Origin of the sequence: Exiguobacterium sp. s35 (assembly GCF_018617535.1) — a bacterium.
In the GTDB taxonomy this organism is placed as follows: Bacteria; Bacillota; Bacilli; order Exiguobacteriales; family Exiguobacteriaceae; genus Exiguobacterium; species Exiguobacterium aestuarii.
Genome location: NZ_JACSKI010000001.1, coordinates 1524048 through 1545490 on the forward strand (window position 1 = coordinate 1524048; position 21443 = coordinate 1545490).

Sequence of the window (21443 nt, forward strand, 5' to 3'; positions counted from 1 at the left end):
CATTTCATATTGTTTAGGATTTCACCAAAAATCAAACCCATTATACTCCCGATACGAATTGAGAAGCAATTACATTTTCATGACAATACTGTATTAACGGGATGGGACCGAGTAAGATTTTACACCTAAATGATGTTCTGTGCATAATGCGACGGCACGCACATCCCCACTACTATAACAAACTTCAGGCAATATTGACCAATTCGGTAGCGACATATTCGCAAACGTCAGTCGCTCAAATTGTTCATCCGTCACATGGCTCCGCAGTTCCTGACGCGTATACGGCGCCATCAAATAGACACGGATGACGACGTCTTCGGGGAATTCAGCAATGAGTGTGCCGGCCCGCTCGAGGTGTTCGCCGATGACGATCCCCCGTTCCGCTGCATGTTGATTCAATATACTAAATGAAAAATAACGAAGCGCTGCTTCCCGTACCGACGCACGGATATACGCGCGTTGTTCAGGAACCGTCTCATAAAATAAACTCATCATCGAGGTCTGAGCGTCGATTTTCCGCTCGATGAAGCGTCGAATCGAGGCTTCTTTCGTCGGAATGGCATCGAGCCGCTTGATGACGGAAAGACGTTGGGCGACCGAGAAATCTTGGCTGACCGCTTGGCGAGAGACAGAACGTTCTCGCACTTGGCGATAATAGATCGCATCCGTCTCGGAAGGCAATATCTTCACTTCAGGCGTATACGTGGAGAACAGCGTTGAGAAATAAACGACATCTTCCCCGCTCCTTAAGGTCGGTTCATAACGCACTTGTTTCGCATAGACGGCTGGGACAAGTTTACACGCGTTGAGCGTCAGGAGTTGTGACATTTGCTCGTACGTCGTCTCTTGTCCTGTCAGGCGTTCGAACTCCCGATGGAGGGGTGAAGGAAGTGCTTCGCCCGATGGACTACGGTCTTGAATATCGGCAATCACGATTCGATTCGGTAATGCTTGTTCGAATAGTCGCTCGACGTAAGTCGGGCTGAACGTATCGTCCTCGTCTAAAAACGTCACATACTGCCGTGTCGACGCGTCAATGCCTTGATTTCGGGCGATGCTGACATTCGCCTCTTCGACTTCGAGACGGACGACGTCGACATATTGACCGAACGACTCACTGACGGCTCGTAATGCCTCGCGGTTCGGACCGTTGAAGACGAGGACCCATTCAATCAATGAGGAATGAATCGTTTGGGCTTCTAGTGACGCAAGGCAAGCACGCAACAATTCTTCCGAATCATGTGAAGCGACGATGACACTGACGCCACGTTTGATGGAAGAACCGTCGAGCCAATTCGGGGTCGGCATCGTCTCAAAGTGACGATTGACGGTCTGGACCCATGCCTTTTTCTCCAATTGGATGTCGTTTAGCTGTTCCTCATACGTTTTCATGATGGATTCCCTTCACGCTCAATCTTTGTGATGAGCTTACCGGCGAGCGGGATGGCTTTCGCACGATCAATCACATGCTTCATCCGCTCCACTTCTTCCGTCATCGTTTTCACTTTGTTCTGCTCAGAAGCTGCCGTCTTCCGCCACTTTTCGGCGTTCGCTTGGGCTTGACGCAATTCTTTTTCGAGTTCTTTCATCTTTTGGACCGTGTTCTCTTTTCCTCGAATCTGTTTCGCGCCCTCTTCGAGCACTTCTTGTCTCAACGTTTCCATCTGGTCTGTCATCATTTGCAACTGCTCACGTAAAAAAGCATTCTCACGTTCTACATATTCAACTTGTTGACGTTCCATACTCGATGTCCTCAGCTTTCTATGTCCCATGCACCCATTCGGAGACGGACCGCATGTTGATCATTTTGGAATTTGATGGCGAGCTTCATATACTTGGCGTCTAACTCTTTCGGGACACGTTGTTGTAACGTGTTTACTCCCGTCCGAAGCGTTTGACCAAAGGCTGTCTTCTTCAGATTTTTCTTTGCATCATATTGCATGATGTACAATTCAATCTTCGTGTCTTCATCTGACAACAATTCAATCGTCCCTGACACTTGGATGAACGGTGCGTTCCCGAGCGTCGCGTCCTTTAAGAACTCACTCGATGGAGGTGAACTGAAGCTCTGGTTGAAGAGCTGGATATATCCATTCTCTCCATGTAACGGCTCGACGTCGACTTCTGCCTTGAATTGATTCTCTCTCAGACTGAACAACTCTGTGTTGAACGGGACGAAATAGTGATAGATGAACGGTTTGATCGTCACCGATCGCGGTTGGTGCGCTTCTGGAATCTCCAGTTTGACCTGTTCTTCTTCAATCGCCGTCTCTTCCAACAAATGCGACCAGTTTTGCGCCGTCCAGTCATTCCAAATGGACACGACCTGATGGTTCGGCTTTTCGCCCTTCGGCATCGCTTGGCGAACCGAGTCTTCCACATGAAGGAGCTCATGCATCCGTTCGACTTGGCTCGGCACGACCGCATCGAGCATCAACCGCCAGTTCAGTGGCGCCGGCGTGACGGTCGGTAAGAGCGGTGAATCGCTCCAGGCGAAACTCTCTTTGACCAGATGTGGAGGCGTAGGGCCGAACACTTCATCGAAGGCGACCTTCATGAGGTGACCTTGTCGTTTCAGTTCATATGGTGCTTCTAGAATATGGCGCAGCACGTCACGGTCGAACAGTGGTTGAACGAGCAACATCTCATCCATGAAGCCTTGTCGTGCATACGCATGGAAGTGCTCCACTTTCAACTCGAACCACGCCGCCTCGAGACGTCCGCTCCAATCCCGGTCTTCGTACGTGTCAAACAATCGTTCCAGCATCGCCTCGACTTGTTCGCGCTCTGCTTCACCAAACCCTTCGAACGGACGAATCGCCCGTCTCGAGAGCTGTTGTTTCGCCTCATGCTCATCCATCGTCTCTTTTAAGAAAATATGCTTACCGTAAAGCCAGTCTGAACCGTGTTTCCCGATTTCAACGTAGTCCGTATCACGTGCCCGTCCAGTCGGAATCGACTCATACGCGCTCAAGTTTCCTTCTGTCACATCGAACGACTGTGCTACCCGTTTCGATAGCGACAAGTGGATGTCTGTCACCGGCGGCTCCGCCTCGACAAGTTCGGCTTCCTCAAATAGTTGGCGTGCCAGTTCTGCCTCGTTTCCATCTAATGAAGGAACGTGAAGGCGCACTGTCTTCCCTGCCTCGAGTGCAAGCTTGGTGAAGACGAGGTCAAACGCCGAACCCGCAAACGGAAGATTCAACGTTTGATAAGGTGGAATCGATTGACGTAACGCCTTGATCCACGTCGCATCAAAATCTTCCCGTAATGTGTTCGTCCCCATCGGCAGGTCGTCCCATTTCTCGATGGTCACGTCCCCATCTTTGACAGTGAGACGCTCGCCTGCAGCGAGTCGCTTCACGCCTTGGATGCGCGTGTTACGTCCAAACACATGACCGACAAATCGCATTTGCGAGACAGCTTCAGACGACACTTCCGTTTTACCGGCCCGCTCTGCCACTTGACGGAGCGATGTACCGACGACGACAGGATCCATCGTGTAATAGACCGGGATGACGTTATTGAATGGGACCGACACGGTGAACGTCTCTTCGAATTGAAGGGAGATATAGTGACCGTGTGGCTCGTCACGTGTTGCGTCAAACCAGCCGATGCGTGCATCGAGCGGTTTTTTCGACAACACATGGGTCACTCCGTCACGCTCTGTCAACTCGACGTGTCGGGTAGTGGCTTCATACAAAAAATAACTCATGGGATGCTCCCCTTCTCTTTGTTTTCAAAAGAAGCAAACCCGCGATGGCGGGCTTGCTGATTATGAATGGACGGCATTCAGTTCTGCTAGTAAGAGCTCCTCTAATTTCGGAGCGAGCGTTTCAATCGCGAAATGATGATGCGCATACGCTTTATAGGCCTCTGTCGCTTCCAAGAGACGCGTTGAATCCCCTTTGAACGAACGGATGATGTCGACGCCTTCTAACACGTTTTCCATCAACACATCGTCCGGATAGATCGTCTCACTTCCCGTCCAATGACGGATGATCGGATACGTACCAGACGTCATCGCTTCAGCCGGTGCCAAGTGGAAACTTTCCAAGTCACTCGTCGACAGCACGAAGCCGATTTTCGTCAACCATTCCGGAACGTCATCTCCGTGTCCATCGAAGCGGACGCTCTCTTTGAAGATTGGTTGCTCCAATCGCTCGAGCAAGCGGTCGTAGTAGGCACGCTCGTCTTCTCGCTTGTTGATCCAGTAGATGTCGTTTGGATGATGGCCTTTGATAAAGAGTTTGTATCGTGGGTCATCTTGTAACAACGTTTCGAGCATATCGAGCGCAAGGTCGAGACGCTTCAGTTTCGGGTTGACCCCGATCATACCTAAGTGGAACGTCAAGTCTTCCGTTTCTTTCGGTTGGACGAGACGCTTCCCGTCGACCGCGTTATAAATCATCGTCATCTTGTGACGCGGGATGCGGAAGAGACGATACATCTCTTCAAGCATATATGGCGACACCAAGATGATGCGGTCGATGTTATGAAGGTTGTATTCACGTGGGAACGGAGTCTCTTTCTCTTGACGGTGGATGCGGACGATCATCGTCTGGTGCGGCTTCTTATGATGCGAGTACCAGACGGCGTTCCCGAGACCCCACTCACAGAAGATGATGTCTGCTTGCTCGAGACATGCCTTACTGTGATTCACGTCATGAATCTTATGCCCTTCCCATTGGTCGATCAAGACGTTAAAGCGCGGGTTGTTCTGGAAGTAGTCCATGAACAAGCGCAAGAACTTGAAGTCATGACCGGCGAAGAGAAGATTGATCTTTTTCATCGACCAAAGCTCGTCACGAAGACGTGCGTACGTGTTACTGAACGTATAATACTGCGACATCTCATAGAGACGCTTCGCCGCGTCAGCGTACACCTCTTCGTCCGTAAGTGCGAGATGCGCCTTCTCAATGAATGCTTCTTCCGAGTTGACGAAGAGCGGATAGTCTTCCCCGAGAATGAGTTCGTGCATCGGGTTACGGTTCAAGAGGACCGGTTTACCGAGCGAACCGTATTCGAGCAATTTTGTCGAAAGTTCGAGACTCGCGTCGAGTTCAGGATGACGCCATGATACACCGATCGCACTACGGTCGATGAGCGTCTCGACGTCCGCTCGCGGAATCCCTTTGAGCCAATGTATTCCTTCCTCCGACTTCAGACGCGCTAACGTCTCTTGTTTGAAGTTCGGGTTGTTCGGATCTTGGTTGAACTTGTCGCCCGCAATATGAAGCTCGGCCGGATACGTCTCGCGTAACTTCGCGAATGCGTCTAAAATCTCGGTCGTGTACCAAAGCGGCGCGAACTTCCCTGTATAGACGAGGCGGTCGTTCGGTTTCGTGAACGTCGGCTGCGTCCCCTTCCCGTTCGGAATCATCGGATTCAGAATCAAGAACGGGCGGTCCGTCGGCAAGAACGACTCGAAGTACGTCTTCATCGCCTCGGTTTGACAAAGCATACGGGCCGAACGCGACGCAATCTGACGAAGGCGTGCGAGTTCTTCTTCCGACGCTTGTGTATGGTCGTGCGTGAAATCCGTGATATATGTCCACGTCTTCGCCATCGTCTGTTCATATTGAGACAGATCATACGCCAACTGGAATCCACGGACGAACGCCAAGTCATATCCGTCTTTTGTCATCAACTCATCGATCACTTGTGCTGCCTCATCCGCTTGAAGGACGCCACGTTCGTGATAAGGCGTCCCTTTCTTCGGTGAGTTCGCTCCGAACAAATCGATGAAGCGAACGTTCGGCAACTCTTTGATGCCTGCCGTGACTTCTGGTTTGGTGATTGAGCGTTTGAGGAGGACATCGACGTGAATCGATGGGTCCTGCTTCAACATCGAGACGACGGAAGTCAGCCAGATGGCCGACCCGTCAATCAAGTTTAAGTTGACATCCCCATAAACGAGGACGCGAAGTGGTGTCGTCATAATTGTACCTCCTGAGCGACTGCTGTTGGCATCTCGCTCCCTGCTTTTACATATTGATATGGGTCTGTACTAAAGATTCGTTCACCGGATTGAGCCAACTCTTTTAGCGTCGCATCTGTCGCGAGGACGTCAAGCGCTTCCCGGACACTATAGAAGCGGAGAACGTCCGGCTTCATGATCGAACGTGAAGGCGTCGCGTCGAACACATAACGATATGTGCCATCCGAATCGACCTTCTCGAGCGTATCGTTCCAAGTGAAGTAGTCCTCTTTCGTCAAAATGTTCGCTTCCGCATAGCGCGTCGCCAACATGTAGTCGGAGATGTAAGAAGGACCATAGTAATCTGTCGTCTGAATGTAGGCCATCCAATCAAAGCCGTCCATGATTTCAGACAAGGCGTTGTACTGCGGCAAGTAGCTGAGCATGAATGTCGAGATATCCTCGGTGTTGTATGCCTCGTATACATCTAAATGTCCTTCGAACTTGTAGAGGAAGACGACGAGATGTTTGTGCTCATAATCCTGTGCACGGAACGTGTCGACGACACGGTTCATCTCTTCTGTCGAGCGGACGAATGCGACGAGCGCGACTTTCGGATGATCGACACGATACGGGAGACCGATCGTGCTGACGACTTGTGCGAGACGTTGCGTGTACGTGTGGTTCTTGAGTACGTGACGCATACCACCCATCGCCACGTCCTCATAGAACGCATCGTCGGTGAGCAGTTTACGGAACGTTTCTTCGAGCATCTCATCGCCCTCATCGAGGAAGACATAGTCGCCAAGCATCTGTTTAACACCGACCGAACGCGTACTGACGACCGGTGTCGCACACGCGAGTCCTTCAAAGACACGGCGCGAGAACATCGTCGGTGAATCGTTGACCGAGTTGACGTTCAGCATGACTTTAAAGCCTTTATACGCTTTTGCGATTTGATTATATTTCAAGCTACCACGGATCGATTGACGGAACTGTTCAGGGAACTGAAGCTGGTCCGTCTCGCCGCGCTGGTTCATCTCGTAGTTGCGGTCATAGATGACGAGACCGTACTTGTCAGCAGCTGCGAACAAGCGGTCCATGTCAATCCGACGCGACTCGTGACGGTTCGCATAATAAGAGCCCGCGAAACAAGCGTACGGTTCGCGCGTGCCCGGAAGGCGAATCGGGTTATGCTCCTTCGGCTGTGCCGCAAACGGCAATGCGCCGACACGGTCATGCCCACAATCGCGCTTATAGTTCTCGAGGATGTTCGCATCCGTCGTATAGACGAAGTCGAAGCGTTTCGCCGTCTCGATGAAGCGGTCGTAGTGAATCGGGTCCTCTTTGTTCCAGAAGACGGTCGGGACGTTGTTCAGACGGCACCAGTCAAGAAGTGCATCGAGGTCTTCCCACGTGTTCGTCCCATACTTGACGATCTTTTTCTCCCACGTCTTGTCGTTCCCTTTCCATGCGGACTCGACCATGAGGAAGTCAGGTTGACGGTCAGCCAAGACGGCTGGCCAATCGTCTGGTGAGAAGGTGATCAACTCACACTCTGGACGATACGATGCCGTCGTGAACTCATCGAAGATGGCCGCGACTTTCATCTCATGCAACTCACGTGGTGTCGTCTCAAATAGACGTGCCTCACGCGGGTCCACCCATTCCGGCACTTGCGTGCGGTCGGTGATGATCTCTTCACTGACACGGATGCCTGTGACGAGTGTCTCACCTTGTCCATCCACACGGAGGGCAAAACGGAGGTAGCGGACATCTTTTCCGAACTCGAAAATCTTCTCGCTACCGAGCTGAACTTGTTGCATCGACAATCGTTCCGTCAGCGAGTACGAAATGATATAAAGGACGACGCCTGTATTCGCACCGAGCTCGCCATCGACTGTGACGCGATAGCGATGGTTCGGTCGGACCGTATACGGGTTCTCTTTCGGGAGAACCGTGAAGCGGTTATTCGTTTCCATATAAGAAACATAACGACGTACGTCTGGCTCGACGTCTAAGACAAGACGAAGACCGTTCGGATCTTGTTTCAATTTAATCGACTCCGGTGTAGGAACCGTCCAATACGTTGGATCTAAATCGAACTGCTCCGTACGACGGACACTGTTCTCACGGATGACACCAAGCTTGAGGTCTGAAATCACACCATCACCGTAGAAACGAATGAAGTAACGGACCGATTCGTGGCTAGGTGTCAGGCTCAAGACGTTACTGAAGCCAAGTGGTACTTCAATCAGTTGATCACGTTCGCCGTGTGCATACGTCGCCACAAACAATGTCGCTTTCGCCGTTTGAGACGCATCTCCTTTTAAATAGAAGCGATAGACATAGTCGTCCATATCGGCAAGCGAGAAGTCGATACCGCGCTTCGTATCCACGTGTGGAAGAGCCGCTTCTTGCACGCCGTAGTGCTCGTACTGGCTACCTTGTCCTGTCACGATGATGGCCTCGTCTGAAAAGTCGACAATGCGTCCAACAGGAGAAATCAATTCAAGCGTCGAGGCACCAAGCTCGATCATCGCGTCAAAGTCGGCATCGGCAACGGCACTACCCATCCCTTCCACGTTCCATAGCGGTTGGCCATCAACGAGGAGTGATTGGATGAGGGCGCGACCCTTACCTTGTGTTTGAATGACGAAGCGTGTCTTCGTCTCATTTTCACGAAGGGCGACCGTCGTGCGAACACCGTCACTCACACGGACGACACGCGTCCGTTCTTCGTCGTTATACAACATCACGAGTAGTGTGACTTCGATGTCACCACTTTTTTCAACGTTCAAGCTCGCGTCAAATTCACGAATCGACGGGTTGAGCTGGAACGAATCCGGGCCAGGGACGCCACGGAACGACGAGGCACGTTCGCCATACGTCAAAAATTGCTTCTCAGCCATCGTTGAAACGAGCGCTGCACCATCGAGTTCGTAGTTTGCAGATGTACGTGCGTACCAAGATGGGACGACCTCGACGAACTGTCTCGTCTGGACTTGCGTCTGTGTCCCTTTCATCAACCGACGACCGATGCGTTTGCCGCGCTGCATGCCTAAATAGACACCGCGTTTCACTTTTCGTTTCCAACTCATGGGGGTTCCTCCAAATTCATTATGGCATCGTTTTCTCTTTAGCCGATGCCCTGTTATTTGAAACATCACGTTTCGACACCCATTGATTATAGCAAACGCTCAATTCAAAAGGCAAAATCAACTGAATGACAAATCGAATACAAAGAGGACATATTGTTTGTTTCGATTGAATTCACAACAAAAATCAGGACACCCGTAAAGGATGTCCTGATTGAACCATCTTATTTTGCTACGTCGACGATACGACCTTCAACCGTTGGTGTGATCTCACCAAGGTCGAGCATGTGGTCGCGGAGGTTTTCCCAGTCGCTAAGACCGAGGTCCGTCACTCGTGCATCTTTGAATGCTGCTTCGAACTCGACATAGTTGTCGCCGCCCGTCGCTGTGTAGTAGTTTGTCGCAACTTTATACATACCGTTCGGGTCGATGGCAACATCCGTCGTTCCGTTGTTGTATGTCACTTTCACGATACGTTCGTTCGCTGGTTTCGAGCTGTCGAACTCGACTTTCAATCCTGATACTTGGAGGAAGCCGCCGCTCTCACGTGGGTAAACGCTCACGCTGCGCTCGAGTGCCGCGAGCAACTCAGAACCTTTGAGATTCATGACAGCAAGCGTGTTACCGAACGGAAGGACTGTGATGACTTCACCTGTCGTGACAGGACCTGCATCGATGCTCGAACGAATACCGCCTGAGTTTTGAACTGCCGCGATGATGTCTGCATCGTAGTCTTTCGCTTTCGCGAGCATGCCGTCTGCGATCAAGTTACCGAGAGCTGTCTCTTGTTTACGTACACTTGGTGCTGAAATGTCACCTTCGTCACGTGGGTTTTCAAGTGCCGCTGTCAACGTGACACCGATCGGGTCGTTGCTGATCTTGTCGACATCTTCTTTAAATGGTGCGAGAAGTGAAACCGCGCGAGCGTCTGGCTCGAGTACTTTCACGTCAATCAACTTACCAGCATGTGAAACGATTTTTCCGTCTTTGTCGAACTCGACATCAAGCGTACCGAGGAACTCACTGTACTGGAAGGCTTGAACGATGAGCGTCGGCTCTGTTTTATTTTCTGAGATGACAACAGGTGTGCTCAAGCGTGAATGCGTGTGGCCACCGATGATGACATCGATGCCGTCAACGTTTTCAGCGAGAAGCAAGTCGTTGTCGACTGTCGGGTTGTCGTTGTAACCAAGGTGCGAGACCGCGACGATTTGATGGACACCCATGTCTTCGAACGCCTTGACCGCTTTCTTCGCCTCATCGATATAGTTTTGGAACTTGATTGGACCCGGGCTAGCGATGTCAGCCGTTTCTTCTGTCGTCAAACCGAAGAATCCGACTTTCTTCCCGTCAACCACTTTGATGACGCCCTCATAGAGACGACCGTTGTAAGCCTTCTCTGTCGTTTCATCACGGTATAAGTTCTTCATGTACTGGTCGCCAGAATAATCGACGTTCGAGCTGACGAACGGGAAGTTCGCATAACGAACGAATTGTGACAACTCTTTATGTCCTTCTTCTGTTCCGAGGTCGAACTCGTGGTTACCAGGTACCATCAAGTCGTACTTCATGTAGTTCATCAACTTGAGGTCAGCTTGTCCTTTGAACTCGTTGAAGTAAAGTGAACCAGAGAAGACGTCTCCCGCATCGATCAACAAGCTATCTGGTTTTTCAGCTCGAACTTGTTTGACAGCTGTCGCACGGTTCGGAGCGTACTTGAGCGCCGCATGCGTATCGTTCGTATGCATGATTGAGAGGTCGTATCCTTCTACTTTATAAGGAACGTCGAGTGTCACGGTGCGGCCTTTATGCGTGTAAGAAGCCGTCGCGACGAACTCACCAATCTTATCTGTCGAAAGGTTTGTCCACTTCACCGGTTGACGGAGGACACGGTCGACGAATTGGATTTGAAGCGTGTTCAACTGGCCAGTCAATTGCTCACCATGTTTGAACGTCCAGTCCCCTTTTGGAGGGATGATTGCTTTCGGATAGTTAACGACGCGTACTTTTTTCTCGAAGTACTGGTTCTTCCATTTAATGTATCCTTTAGCAACTTGATATGTACCGAGTTTGTCCATGTCGACTGTCGATTTGTACCAATAGATTTTGTTCCCTTGATACGTTTTGTCGAGCGCTGCGTCAAGATCCCCGTCTGTAACGAAAGCCGCTTTCAACTTGATTGTCTTTTTGGCAGGAGCCGCTTCTGTCACGACCGCCGGGGCGATCACCGATGCCGTGAGCGTTGCTGCGAGCATTCCTTGATAGAACTTGCGTGTTTTTGAGTTCAACATGCAGATATTCCTCCTTTAAATATGTATGAGTCGACCGTACCGAAGTCACACCCTCGATTTCGACCTCCACTGACAGATGTCTGACATCAAGCCAATGGAAGCGATTACAAAACCTGTATAGACTTCATCTTTAAAGATACGCAATCTCACAAAATAACACAATTACTTTTCTGTAAATATTTCGTTATTTCTTGTCAGAATTGAAAAAGAAGATACCAATTGGCATCTCCTCCTCATTTCCTTATAGCGTCTCACTTATTTCCTCACTCACACCTTTCGGCATTTCGACGGTACGAGATTGACCGTTCGACAAGGAGTAGTTCACGACGTAAGCCGTCTCTGTCTCCATCACGTTCGAGAACGTGACGCGTGTCCCTGTCTTCGAAAGATGGAACAAGGTGACGAACGAGGTGCCTTTCCCAGTTTTTGTCGAAACGACTTGGTGACGTGGCTTCCATTCGAAATCACGATAGGCGACAAAACTCGGTTCGATTCGCACCGTCCCCGTCGAAGCAATTGGTAATTGAATCATCTGGAGTGTTCGCCCTTCCGCATCACGGAAAAGCATCTCGCCTTCACGCTCTTCGACCGGTTCAAGACCGACTCCGAGATGGAACCGTTGCGTGAACGGGACGCGGGCGTCACTTTGAATCGTATCCGCGACGAGCACGGTGCCGTCTAAATCGTGTGCGATGCTTCGCGTATGATGAATCCCTTGCCCCATCAAGTCACTGAATCCACTCGCACGTTGTAATCCATCGACTTCCTCGACCGAAGTGATCCCGCTTTTCCCGATTGTACTCGAATGGAGCGTGAGCTGACGAGATCCCATGTTCACCGTGTTGTGCGCTTCGACACGGACGGCAGTATCTCGCTCCGGTCGATTCGTATACCCATATCGTCCGGTCTCGACGATAAAATCGCGTCCGAATCCGTACAGGTCGATGCTGAGATCATCTTGATGTTTATGGGCCGCATTATGGAACCCTGCCGTCATCATGAGCAAGACCGCATCGACGAAGGGCTCATTCTCTCCCCAATGTTCGCGCAACACCGCGTATTGCGTATCGAGTTGCTTCACGCGTTCCGTCGGTCGCTCCCCTTCCGCTCCTCCCGTCACCGCATAGAGCAGTTCAGGATAGTCACGCAATGTCGAAATCATCGACGTCGTCCGCGGTTCCCCCGTCGTGTCTCCGAAGAGTGGAAGCGTCCGGTTTGGTTTCATCAAATGGACGAGCGTCTCTGGCATTCGTTTGACGGCCTCTAAGCGAGGGGATGTCACGAAGCCGTTCGCTTCGATCCATCGGTTGAAGCGATACAGCATCTCATACGTATACACCTGATAACCCGGCGAATGCTCCAGATGGACGTTGTCAGGACTTAAGGAGTGGTCCAACTGTGTCGTCAACCGCGTAGTCGCAAGCTCATTCCAAACACTTGATTGTTCGAGCTCAGGGAACGTCTGGGCGATATCGGTCAACGCCATATCTTGGAAGATCCCGTGATTGTGTCGCTCCCGATAAAACTTCGCGTCCGCCAGGATTTCGCCGTGCCCTTCGATCGTTCGGAGCACGCGAGCGCTGAACGCTGCGTCATTATTTAAAGGAGACTTCTTGTATTGATTCCAAAAGTTGATGAGATGAAATGTTCGAATCGCCGTCCCTTGTTGGTGATACGCGTTCGGGTAACGACGATACGAGTCGGTCGGATATTGCTTGACCCAACTATCGACGAATGCCTTTCCGTAAGCTAAATAGCTCGTGTCTTTCGTGTAGTGATACGCCATCGTCAGTTGGTTCAATACCATCCAGTACTGCATTTGGAACATGAACGACGTCGAGTCGCCGACGGTGATGTCACGCTCCCAGTCGAACGTGTGAACGTCTTCCACGATTTGTTTGCCCGGGGTTGCCCCGATGCGCCACACCCCGTTCATGGCCGAGTCTGCTTGACTAACAGCTTGCGATTTTGTCAGAAATCCATAGTAATACGGGACCTCACGTCTTTCGACACGCGCCGTATAGTTATGAAGCAATCGTTCGTATTGTCCGTCAGAGACGACAGCTTTTGTCAGAAGTTGAGCCTTTAACGGGATCTCTTGCTTTTTGACGTACGTGCGTCGCCCGTTCACCTCGACTTGATAATAGCCACCAGACACACCGACGACCGCATATTGTTCATTCGGAAGCAGTTTCCCGACCGGCTTCATCGTCTTATCCGGCAACAATCGATACACGGTTGTTTCTTTTGATACTTCTGTAAAGAACGGACGTGCCACCTCTTCTGCCCCAACAGAAGTTGTCGTGAGAAGTAGCGCCGTGGAAAAGAGCGCACCTTTTACATATGTATTCATCCAATACCTCATTTATCTTTTTTTACCATCATACCATGATTAAAAGGGATTTTTTTCAAAAAGAAGAAAAGCGAATTTTAAATTTGACTATGTAACAACAACTTACATTAACCAATCATAGAACCTATATAAAAAACGTCTATCCCAATTGAATGAGATAGACGTTGAATGTTAGCGCACCGTGACGTAAATCGTCTGTGAACGACCTTTTGGCGTCGTCATCCGAACCGTCAAACGTGTGCCTGATTTTTGAGCTGCCATCGAGACAGATGTCGTTTTTGACGTCACCGTCTTCGATGCGAGGAGTGTGGATCCGCGATGGATTGTCACTTTGCCATAATCGATGTTGGCGTTCACCGTCACAGAACGTGACGAGCTCGTCGGCGTCGTCACCGTGAACTTCGGTGTCAGCCCCGCCTTCACGTAGACCGTCTGAACAAAACGATACACGCCTCGCTTGCTGACGAGTGTGACTTTCGACTTGATCGGTTGAGGCGCCAAGTTCATGACGACACGTCCTGTCGAAGAACTCTTCCCGCTCGCAATCCGTGTCGAGCCGTTTTGCAACGTGACAGAGCTGTTTGGAAGTACCATACCGATCCATGTCTTTTGCTCGTCATGGAGACGGATGTTGCTGAACGTGACTTTCGGTAACGCAAGACGCGTATCTAGCTTTTGACCTCCACGGACGAGACGAACGAGGACGATATCACCAGGTCGTGCCGGAACTGTGAATCGCGTCGAGGAGACCGGCGTCGCCGTCGTACGTTTGCCGTTGATATAGAACTGAAGGTCTGCCTTCACGTCACGACGAACGCTCACGACCGTATGAGTCGCCGTCATCGCGACATCTGTCACTTGAAGAATCGTCGGTCCGACTGCAACGACACGATGCTCCGTCGTTGTTGAGCGGTCTCCTGTTGTAGCGACAGTACGAATGACGTCACCATCTTGAAGCGCCTTCGGTAACGCAAGCGTACGACCGTCCCCGACGAGCACGTCGTTGACGAACGTCTTGTATGTGATGCGTTTAGCTGTAGACGCATAGGATAATGTCGCATCCCCTGCGTTCGGCGTAACCTGGAACGTGAAGGTCGGTTCAGCCCGCTCAAAGACCACAAGCTCCTTCTCCACCCCTTCCGTGCCCGCTGGTGCATACGTCACGCTGACGCCTTTTGCGAGCGGATCGACTGTTCCCGTCACGCGCGCAATGCCTGAGGCGTCTGCTTGAATCGTGTCGTACCACGAATGAAACTGTTCTTTGACGAAGACATCAATTTTCCCGTTCGGCACGGTTTTAAACATGACACCCGTTTCGACAGAGTCTCCTAACACTTCAATCGTGTTGGCTTCTGGATTCGGAACCGGTACGGTGAACGATTGGCGATACACCGCTGTCCTGCTCGCCAGGCTCGTCACCGTGAACGTCGTCCCTGGCGCTAGTCGTTCCGTCGTCATTCGGAATTCACCAGATAACGTCGCTTTCGTTGAATATTGGATCGGTTCTTTTCCGTCTTGATGAACTCGTACCGTCACACCTGCGCGTGGTGCCGTTTGTCCAACGATTTCACCCTCAAGTCCAAATTTACGAATCGAAACATCCCCAAGATTGTAGGAGAAGAGCGTCCCACTGAACGTTTTCCCCATGTACGTGAGGTCATAGTTGACGTCTGTTACGTACGAAAATACTTGTGGTGAAGTGACTTCATTCGATTTATTCGTTCTTAAGCGCTCAAACGGAATCGTTTCGGTCACCCCGTCCAGATTGGTCGATTTGAACGTTATTGTATATGCACGGTCGACATATAGGTATGGGTCACCTTCTGTGTTTGCCGCTTTATCCACTTCGAATTCTAGTTGAGTCGGCATTTGTTTATAAGAAGAAAGCGGAATCGTCTGATCCGAGAACGCTAAAACGCCAGGGAATAGCGTCGGGTAGACGATTGGATCATACGTCTTCAATTCTCCAGATGCAGTATGTAAGACCCCATACATGCCTTGCGAATACCAATGTAAGAATCCATCTTCTTCTGCATACTGTACGTTATACCACTCAGGAAGCGCGACAAGTTGTCGGGTTGCCTCAAGATAGACATAACCTTGTTCCGGATAAGCGATGACACCGTCAAAAGCGAGCGCTTCCTTGTCACGGCCTTGGACCTTCACATCAAAGGATTGAGTTGACTCCGTTTCACCCGTCACTGCGTTCACACGGTCAATCTTCAACAGATCATGTTGTGCCGCAATGACAGTCTGACCATCGGTAGATAACGTGACGGCAGTCCCGAGGTCGGAACGCTTCCAAAGGATATCCCCTTGAAGGTTCGTCATGATCACTTCTGTCCACGTCGCCCATAAAAGTCGATCATGTGCGACGTCTGCTCCGACGATTCGATAATTTTCCGGGACCCGATGCGATGTGACCTGACCATCAAGGTCGATGATGTAACTACTCGTTGAGCAAATACCACATCCGATTGTAAGGACGAGATGCTGACCGTCCACACTCATCACAGCATTTTTATCATTGGACCAGTGTAAATCCAATTCGGTCGATAATGGAATACGTTCCCCCGTCTCCACGTGATAAAGTTCCTTTCCATCCATTGTGATGACGTAAGGACTGTTAGAGATTCGATAATGGTTCGGAAGCGGTTCACCTGCTTCTACCGAATCAGGCAAACTGAATATAGGAAGAAAAACGGCAAGTAGAAGTGCCCACAGCAATTGTTTCACGTACATTTCCTCTTTTCTTAAAAAATGGTAAAAGATTAATTTGATGACAATAAAAGTATAATTTGTTTTATAGAAAAGGGGAATTGTTTTTTGGGACAAAAGCAAAAAACCGATAGTGCCGAGGCACTACCGGTTTACAAGATGGCTCCGTCCGAAGACGTTGCTCTATTTAACCCTAAGGGAGGGTCAACGATTATTCAACAACTTTTACGTCGAATGCTACAGGAGCTGAGAGAAGATCTCCGTTAACGTTAGATTCAACTTGTGGAACAACCACTGTGAATGTACCAGAAGTACGTCCTTCAGCAAGTGTAACCACTCCGTTTGCATCAACGACAACGCCGACTTTGTTTGTTACAACGTATTCGTCAGCAGAGAGAACTACGCCGTTAGCGAGTGTTCCGATTGCTTCATCAAGGTCATAAGCGATTGCTTTACCGAACTGATCTTGTACAGAAACAGCAGGTTGGATAATGAACTTCTTCGTACCAGATGCGTTTGTTTTACCGAAGAGAAGTTCTTCGATAGAAACTTCACTATCAGATGAAATATTCGAGAGGTCGAATGTACGCATAGAAGCATCAACCATCGCTTTCTTAGCTACTGAGTCTGTATTTGTGTAGTCTACAGAAACCGTGTCAACTTGAACATCACCAACAGATGCTTTAATTGTCACTTTACCTGAAGCAGCGAATTTTTGTGCTGCGTCTTCAGTAAATTTCAATGTGTTTGTAACAGCTTCGTTAAAGAATGTCGCGTGTGAAGTTGAAGAATAAGTGAAGTCATACTTAGCATCTTTAACGACTTGAATCACATTACCATACTTATCAAGTCCACGAAGTTCAAACACTACTTCGTCATCAGCATCAGAAGTTACCCCATCAACATCAACGTCAGCATCGAGTGATTTGTTCGCAGAAGTTACAACGAGATCGTAAGATGCTACAGTTGCATCGAACTCAGATACTTTAACTGCTACATACTTCGTGAAGACGACTTTACCTGAGTTGTCTTCGAATGAAATTGTAACTGTTGCAGAACCATTCTTAGTTCCTTCTGAAACTTCAACAGCTCCGCCTGCACCGATATCAACTTTAGCAATTTGCGTGTTGCTTGACTTGACTTTCAACATACCAACTTTAGATTTCCCTACCAAAACTTCTCCTTCAGAGTTGATTGTAGCAGCGAAATCTTCTTTGTATTGGTCGAGGAAGTCAACCGTTACGTCTTTTGGAGTATCGTTTTCAACAACGTCACCAGAGTCAAATCCGATTGATGTAGTTGAAAGTTCTGCATCCGCAATCTTAGAATTAGCAACAACTGAGAATTCCACAGTCGTTTCAAAGTTACCGTTTTTCACTTTAACCTTTGCAGTACCTGTTGAGAATGCCTTGATTACTAAGTTCCCGTTTACATCTTTAGAAACTGTCGCCACAGCAGGAGTTAGGTTCGTGAATGAATCAACAGCCAAACGTTGGATTTCACCAGTAACATCTTTCACGTATACGTTCAAGATTTGATCTGATTCAGCAAGTTTCAAGTCTGTATCAAGTTTCCCATCTTTCTTAGCTTGTTTGTAAGCTGATGGTTCAGTAGCAGCGTCAGCAATATGGATGCCGTCGATTGCTGAAACTTCTTGATCGTCAGACACAGTTACTTTGATTGCACCAGAAGTTGCAACTGTTTTGCCGTTCGAAACGACTTTCGCTTCAACGAAGAGTGTGTTTTCTGAAGGCGTACCAGAGAAAACAAATTTTCCTGTTTTAGTGTTCAGTGCTGATGAAGTAGCTGAAAGCTCAACATCTGCGTTTGACAAGAGCAAGCCATTCTTATCTTTTACAACGAGGAAGTCACGGATGTCTTCGCCGTCAAGGAAGTTTGTTTTTGTGAGTGTGATTGAAGCTGCCGCCTCTACTTCAAACTTAAACTCTTTCGCAATTTCAGCTGATACATCCCCTGAAGGAATTGAGAAGTTTTTAGCAGTGAGCTTGTACTCTTCACCGTTAAGAAGTTCTTCGTTAACAGTCAACCAAACTTTAGACTTGTCATCAGCATCAACTTCAACCTTAGTAACGTAACGACCGTTATCAAGTTTGAAATCAGCAGCTTCTGCAGCTGTGATGTTTTTGTTGAATTTAACTTCAAGTTTGTCAGCTTTAACTGGCTTAACTGTGAAGTCTACAGCATCTACAGTGAATGCCATTTCTTCAGTCATCACTTCACCAGACTTAACGATGAATGAGTGAGTACCTGCTGGAAGAGCAGAAGTTTTAGCAGTCAATTTGCCGTCTTTAATTTCAGCTTTAACAGTGATTGCTTTAGAAGCATCTTTGAATGGGTAAACGAGAACGTCTGCCATTGTGTCTTCTTTTGCATTTTCAACATCTGCCATTACTGACAATGTTTCATTTGCTTGATCTACTGAAGATGAAACGTTAGAGAACGCTACTTCAGAAGCAACAACTGTGTAAGTCAAGAACGAAGTGATGCGGTTCCCGTTGTGGTTGTAAGAGATGAGAACTTTTTGCTCGCCTTCATCTTTCGTGTTGTAAGTTGAGCTCATTGTGAAGCGCTCAGGAGCTTGTGTGTACACTTTTCCGTCGCGGTACATAACGCGGATTGATGGCTTCTCGAGTTCAGAACCAGCTTCTACTTCACCAAGATCTTGGTCAAGGATGTAGAGTGGGTAGTTACGAGCGTAAAGTTTCTTGATGTAAGTCTTTCCATCAGAACCTTGGCCTTTAACTGTTTGCCATTTGTTGATTGCAGTAACGAGGTATTTACCCCATTTGATCTCAACGCCAGCTGGTGTGTTGAGTGCGAGTGCTTCTTTGAACTTCCCGCCGAGTACAACCTCTGCTTTGAGTTCAACTGTTGAAGTTGATGCTTCTGCTGCCATTACTGGTGTAAGGGCTGCTGCCGTCACAGCAAGAGCTGCTGACGCTTTGACTAGCTTGAATGATTTCTTAGCCATCTTGTGTAAATCCTCCCTTTGGTTATGTTACGTGTTTGTCTCTACTCGTCTACGTCGACGCTCCCCCCGCTAAAGATCCCATATGTATACGCCGCTCATACGAATGACTTATGCAACTTGATCGTTTAGGTCTTGAGCTTCATCGAAACGGGTAGGTATTCTTTCAAGAGGTGACCCTTGAACAATTTACCAAGTATGAACTTGGAAAACCTTACATCCATAATATACATAACGCTTCCAGCTAGCACAAGCGTTTTTTTTCGCAAAAATGGGAATGATTTTGAATTTCTCGTTATTGGAGATTATTTAATATCAAATTTACCTATTTTATAAATGTCGAAATGCGTCGAAAAAGGGCGAATTAAAGCCATTTATCATTCATAAATTCATTTAAATACATTATTTGTATATTTAAATGAATAATATGGATTTATGTATAATTTCCATGTCTATTTTTCGATTTGAGCATTTTTCAACTTTATTAAATCCTAAATTTTACATTGACCAAACTTTTAAAACCATTTCGAGGAAATCCTCACTTGTCATCATTCCTCCATTAGACCTATCCACGAAACCCAAAAAAGCCGCAGGTGAATGATTCACCTACGGCTAATAACTTATTTCTTCTTATTAATATCCTGCGTATTGAAGCGACTGGATGAAGGCACGCTTCTCGCCAGCGATCAACGCCCACTCCACATCATAGTCATATCCTTCAATCGTGATGACGATCCGGTTCTCTGGACGAACGTGTTGTTTGATGAAAGCAATCATCTTCGCGCTCGGGATAAACCAGTATGATTCTTCTACTGATCCGTCTTCGTACTCGTAGTAGTCGACATCCCACTCATCGATTGCTTCTGTGTATGTCGCATTCCCTACACGGATGCGAAGTTTATTGAATCCAACCACATCTTCATATTCTGTGTAGTTGCTCAATAAGAACAACATATTCGATTTCGATGGGCGGTCAATGAAGAACGGCGCAAATGTTTCGTTGTAACGTGTCGATCCATCCCATGTGAATACTTCTTTATGGAAAACTGCACGGAATCCCTCATCCGTCACACGATAGAAGTTGTTGAAGAGCGCATGTTGAACCGTCAACGTTTCAGAAGCGCTGTAGTTACCAGCACCATCACGTACCGCGAGGGTCATCTTCTTACCGAGTGGTTGTTTTGGAATCGGAAGCACGAACTTCCCAGTCGACATGACCGGTGCTGAGTATGTTTTTCCGTCGATTGTTACGACTACCGTCGCGAGCGGTTCTGCCGTTCCAGCGATTCCGTTCGATGTCGTCGTCACGGCTTGTGTCAAACGCGCTTTCGCAGGTGCGACTTTGTCAGCGACGACCGTTGTTTGAACGAGTTCACTGAGTGCCCCACTCTTCGCTTTCGCTTGAGCAGTTAGCGGTGTCCCTACTTTTTGAAGGGCGATCACGCGGCGGTATTGCCCGTTCGCATCAAACGATCCGTTGAACGTGCTTCCTCCGACTGTGACCGTCACACCTACTCCAGGTGTTCCTGTGACAACGATTGCACGTGCCGAGTTATCGACCGTGTTAATGACCGGTGCTTCCGGGCGTTGCTCCGGGTCTTCTGCGACCACGACACTCGTCTCTTCACTCACGTTTCCGCTCGCATCGACGAGACGGACTGTGATCACGCGACCGACAGGCTGTGGTGACATCGTGAAGATCGCTTCCCCTGTTGAACGTACGACACGCTCATATGTTTTGTTCGCGACGAGAATCTCCGCTTTCGTTCCGACTTCTCCTGTGATTTTCAAAGAAGTCGACGTATGAAGCGGTGTTTCCACGACTGGTGCTTCCGGTGCCGTCGTGTCGACGACTGTTTCATTCGTCTCTGCTGCAACGAATGTTGGAGCAAAACCGCCGAGAACGAGTGTCCCCGCTAAGAATAAAGATAAGTACTTTGGTTGTTTCATGAAAAGATGTTCCTCCTAAATAATGTTTTCTTCAGACAACATCTTTATTTTAATGGATTATTTTAAAAATAGGTACATAATTTTCTATTTTTAATCATATTTTTTAAAAACACAAAAGGACTCC

10 protein-coding genes are annotated in these 21443 nt (G+C 48.7%); all 10 read right to left on the bottom strand.

Features of this window, described 5'->3' with window-relative positions:
• Positions 1-93 precede the first annotated feature (93 nt).
• The 10 genes from KNO75_RS07845 to KNO75_RS07890 all read right to left on the bottom strand — a co-directional run bounded on the left by KNO75_RS07845 (position 94) and on the right by KNO75_RS07890 (position 21319).
• Positions 94-1392 (bottom strand): glycosyltransferase, encoded by a 1299-nt coding sequence (locus KNO75_RS07845; RefSeq protein WP_214820849.1) that lies wholly within the window; start codon positions 1390-1392, stop codon positions 94-96.
• Positions 1389-1742 carry a hypothetical protein gene (locus KNO75_RS07850; RefSeq protein ID WP_214820851.1) on the bottom strand — a complete coding sequence of 118 codons (354 nt, stop codon included), beginning with the start codon at positions 1740-1742 and terminating at the stop codon, positions 1389-1391. Before KNO75_RS07850 ends, KNO75_RS07845 begins: the two co-directional genes overlap by 4 nt.
• A gap of 11 nt (positions 1743-1753) precedes the next feature.
• Positions 1754-3715 (bottom strand): hypothetical protein, encoded by a 1962-nt coding sequence (locus KNO75_RS07855; RefSeq protein WP_214820853.1) that lies wholly within the window; start codon positions 3713-3715, stop codon positions 1754-1756.
• 60 nt (positions 3716-3775) lie between these two features.
• Complete coding sequence (locus KNO75_RS07860; RefSeq protein WP_214820855.1) at positions 3776-5941, bottom strand: glycosyltransferase; 2166 nt, start codon at positions 5939-5941, stop codon at positions 3776-3778.
• Positions 5938-9021 carry a CgeB family protein gene (locus tag KNO75_RS07865; RefSeq protein ID WP_214820857.1) on the bottom strand — a complete coding sequence of 1028 codons (3084 nt, stop codon included), beginning with the start codon at positions 9019-9021 and terminating at the stop codon, positions 5938-5940. Before KNO75_RS07865 ends, KNO75_RS07860 begins: the two co-directional genes overlap by 4 nt.
• A gap of 221 nt (positions 9022-9242) precedes the next feature.
• Positions 9243-11309 carry a bifunctional metallophosphatase/5'-nucleotidase gene (locus tag KNO75_RS07870; RefSeq protein ID WP_214820864.1) on the bottom strand — a complete coding sequence of 689 codons (2067 nt, stop codon included), beginning with the start codon at positions 11307-11309 and terminating at the stop codon, positions 9243-9245.
• 241 nt (positions 11310-11550) lie between these two features.
• Positions 11551-13662, bottom strand: coding sequence for a heparinase II/III family protein (locus KNO75_RS07875; protein ID WP_214820866.1), 2112 nt, complete (start codon positions 13660-13662; stop codon positions 11551-11553).
• 171 nt (positions 13663-13833) lie between these two features.
• Positions 13834-16398: an immunoglobulin domain-containing protein gene (locus KNO75_RS07880; RefSeq protein WP_214820868.1), complete on the bottom strand. Its 2565-nt coding sequence runs from the start codon at positions 16396-16398 to the stop codon at positions 13834-13836.
• Positions 16399-16591: 193 nt separating this feature from the next.
• On the bottom strand, positions 16592-19372 hold the full coding sequence (locus KNO75_RS07885; RefSeq protein WP_214820870.1) for a hypothetical protein: 2781 nt from the start codon (positions 19370-19372) through the stop codon (positions 16592-16594).
• 630 nt (positions 19373-20002) lie between these two features.
• Positions 20003-21319, bottom strand: a complete 1317-nt coding sequence (locus KNO75_RS07890; RefSeq protein WP_214820872.1) for an Ig-like domain-containing protein — start codon at positions 21317-21319, stop codon at positions 20003-20005.
• Between the last annotated feature and the right edge of the window lie 124 nt (positions 21320-21443).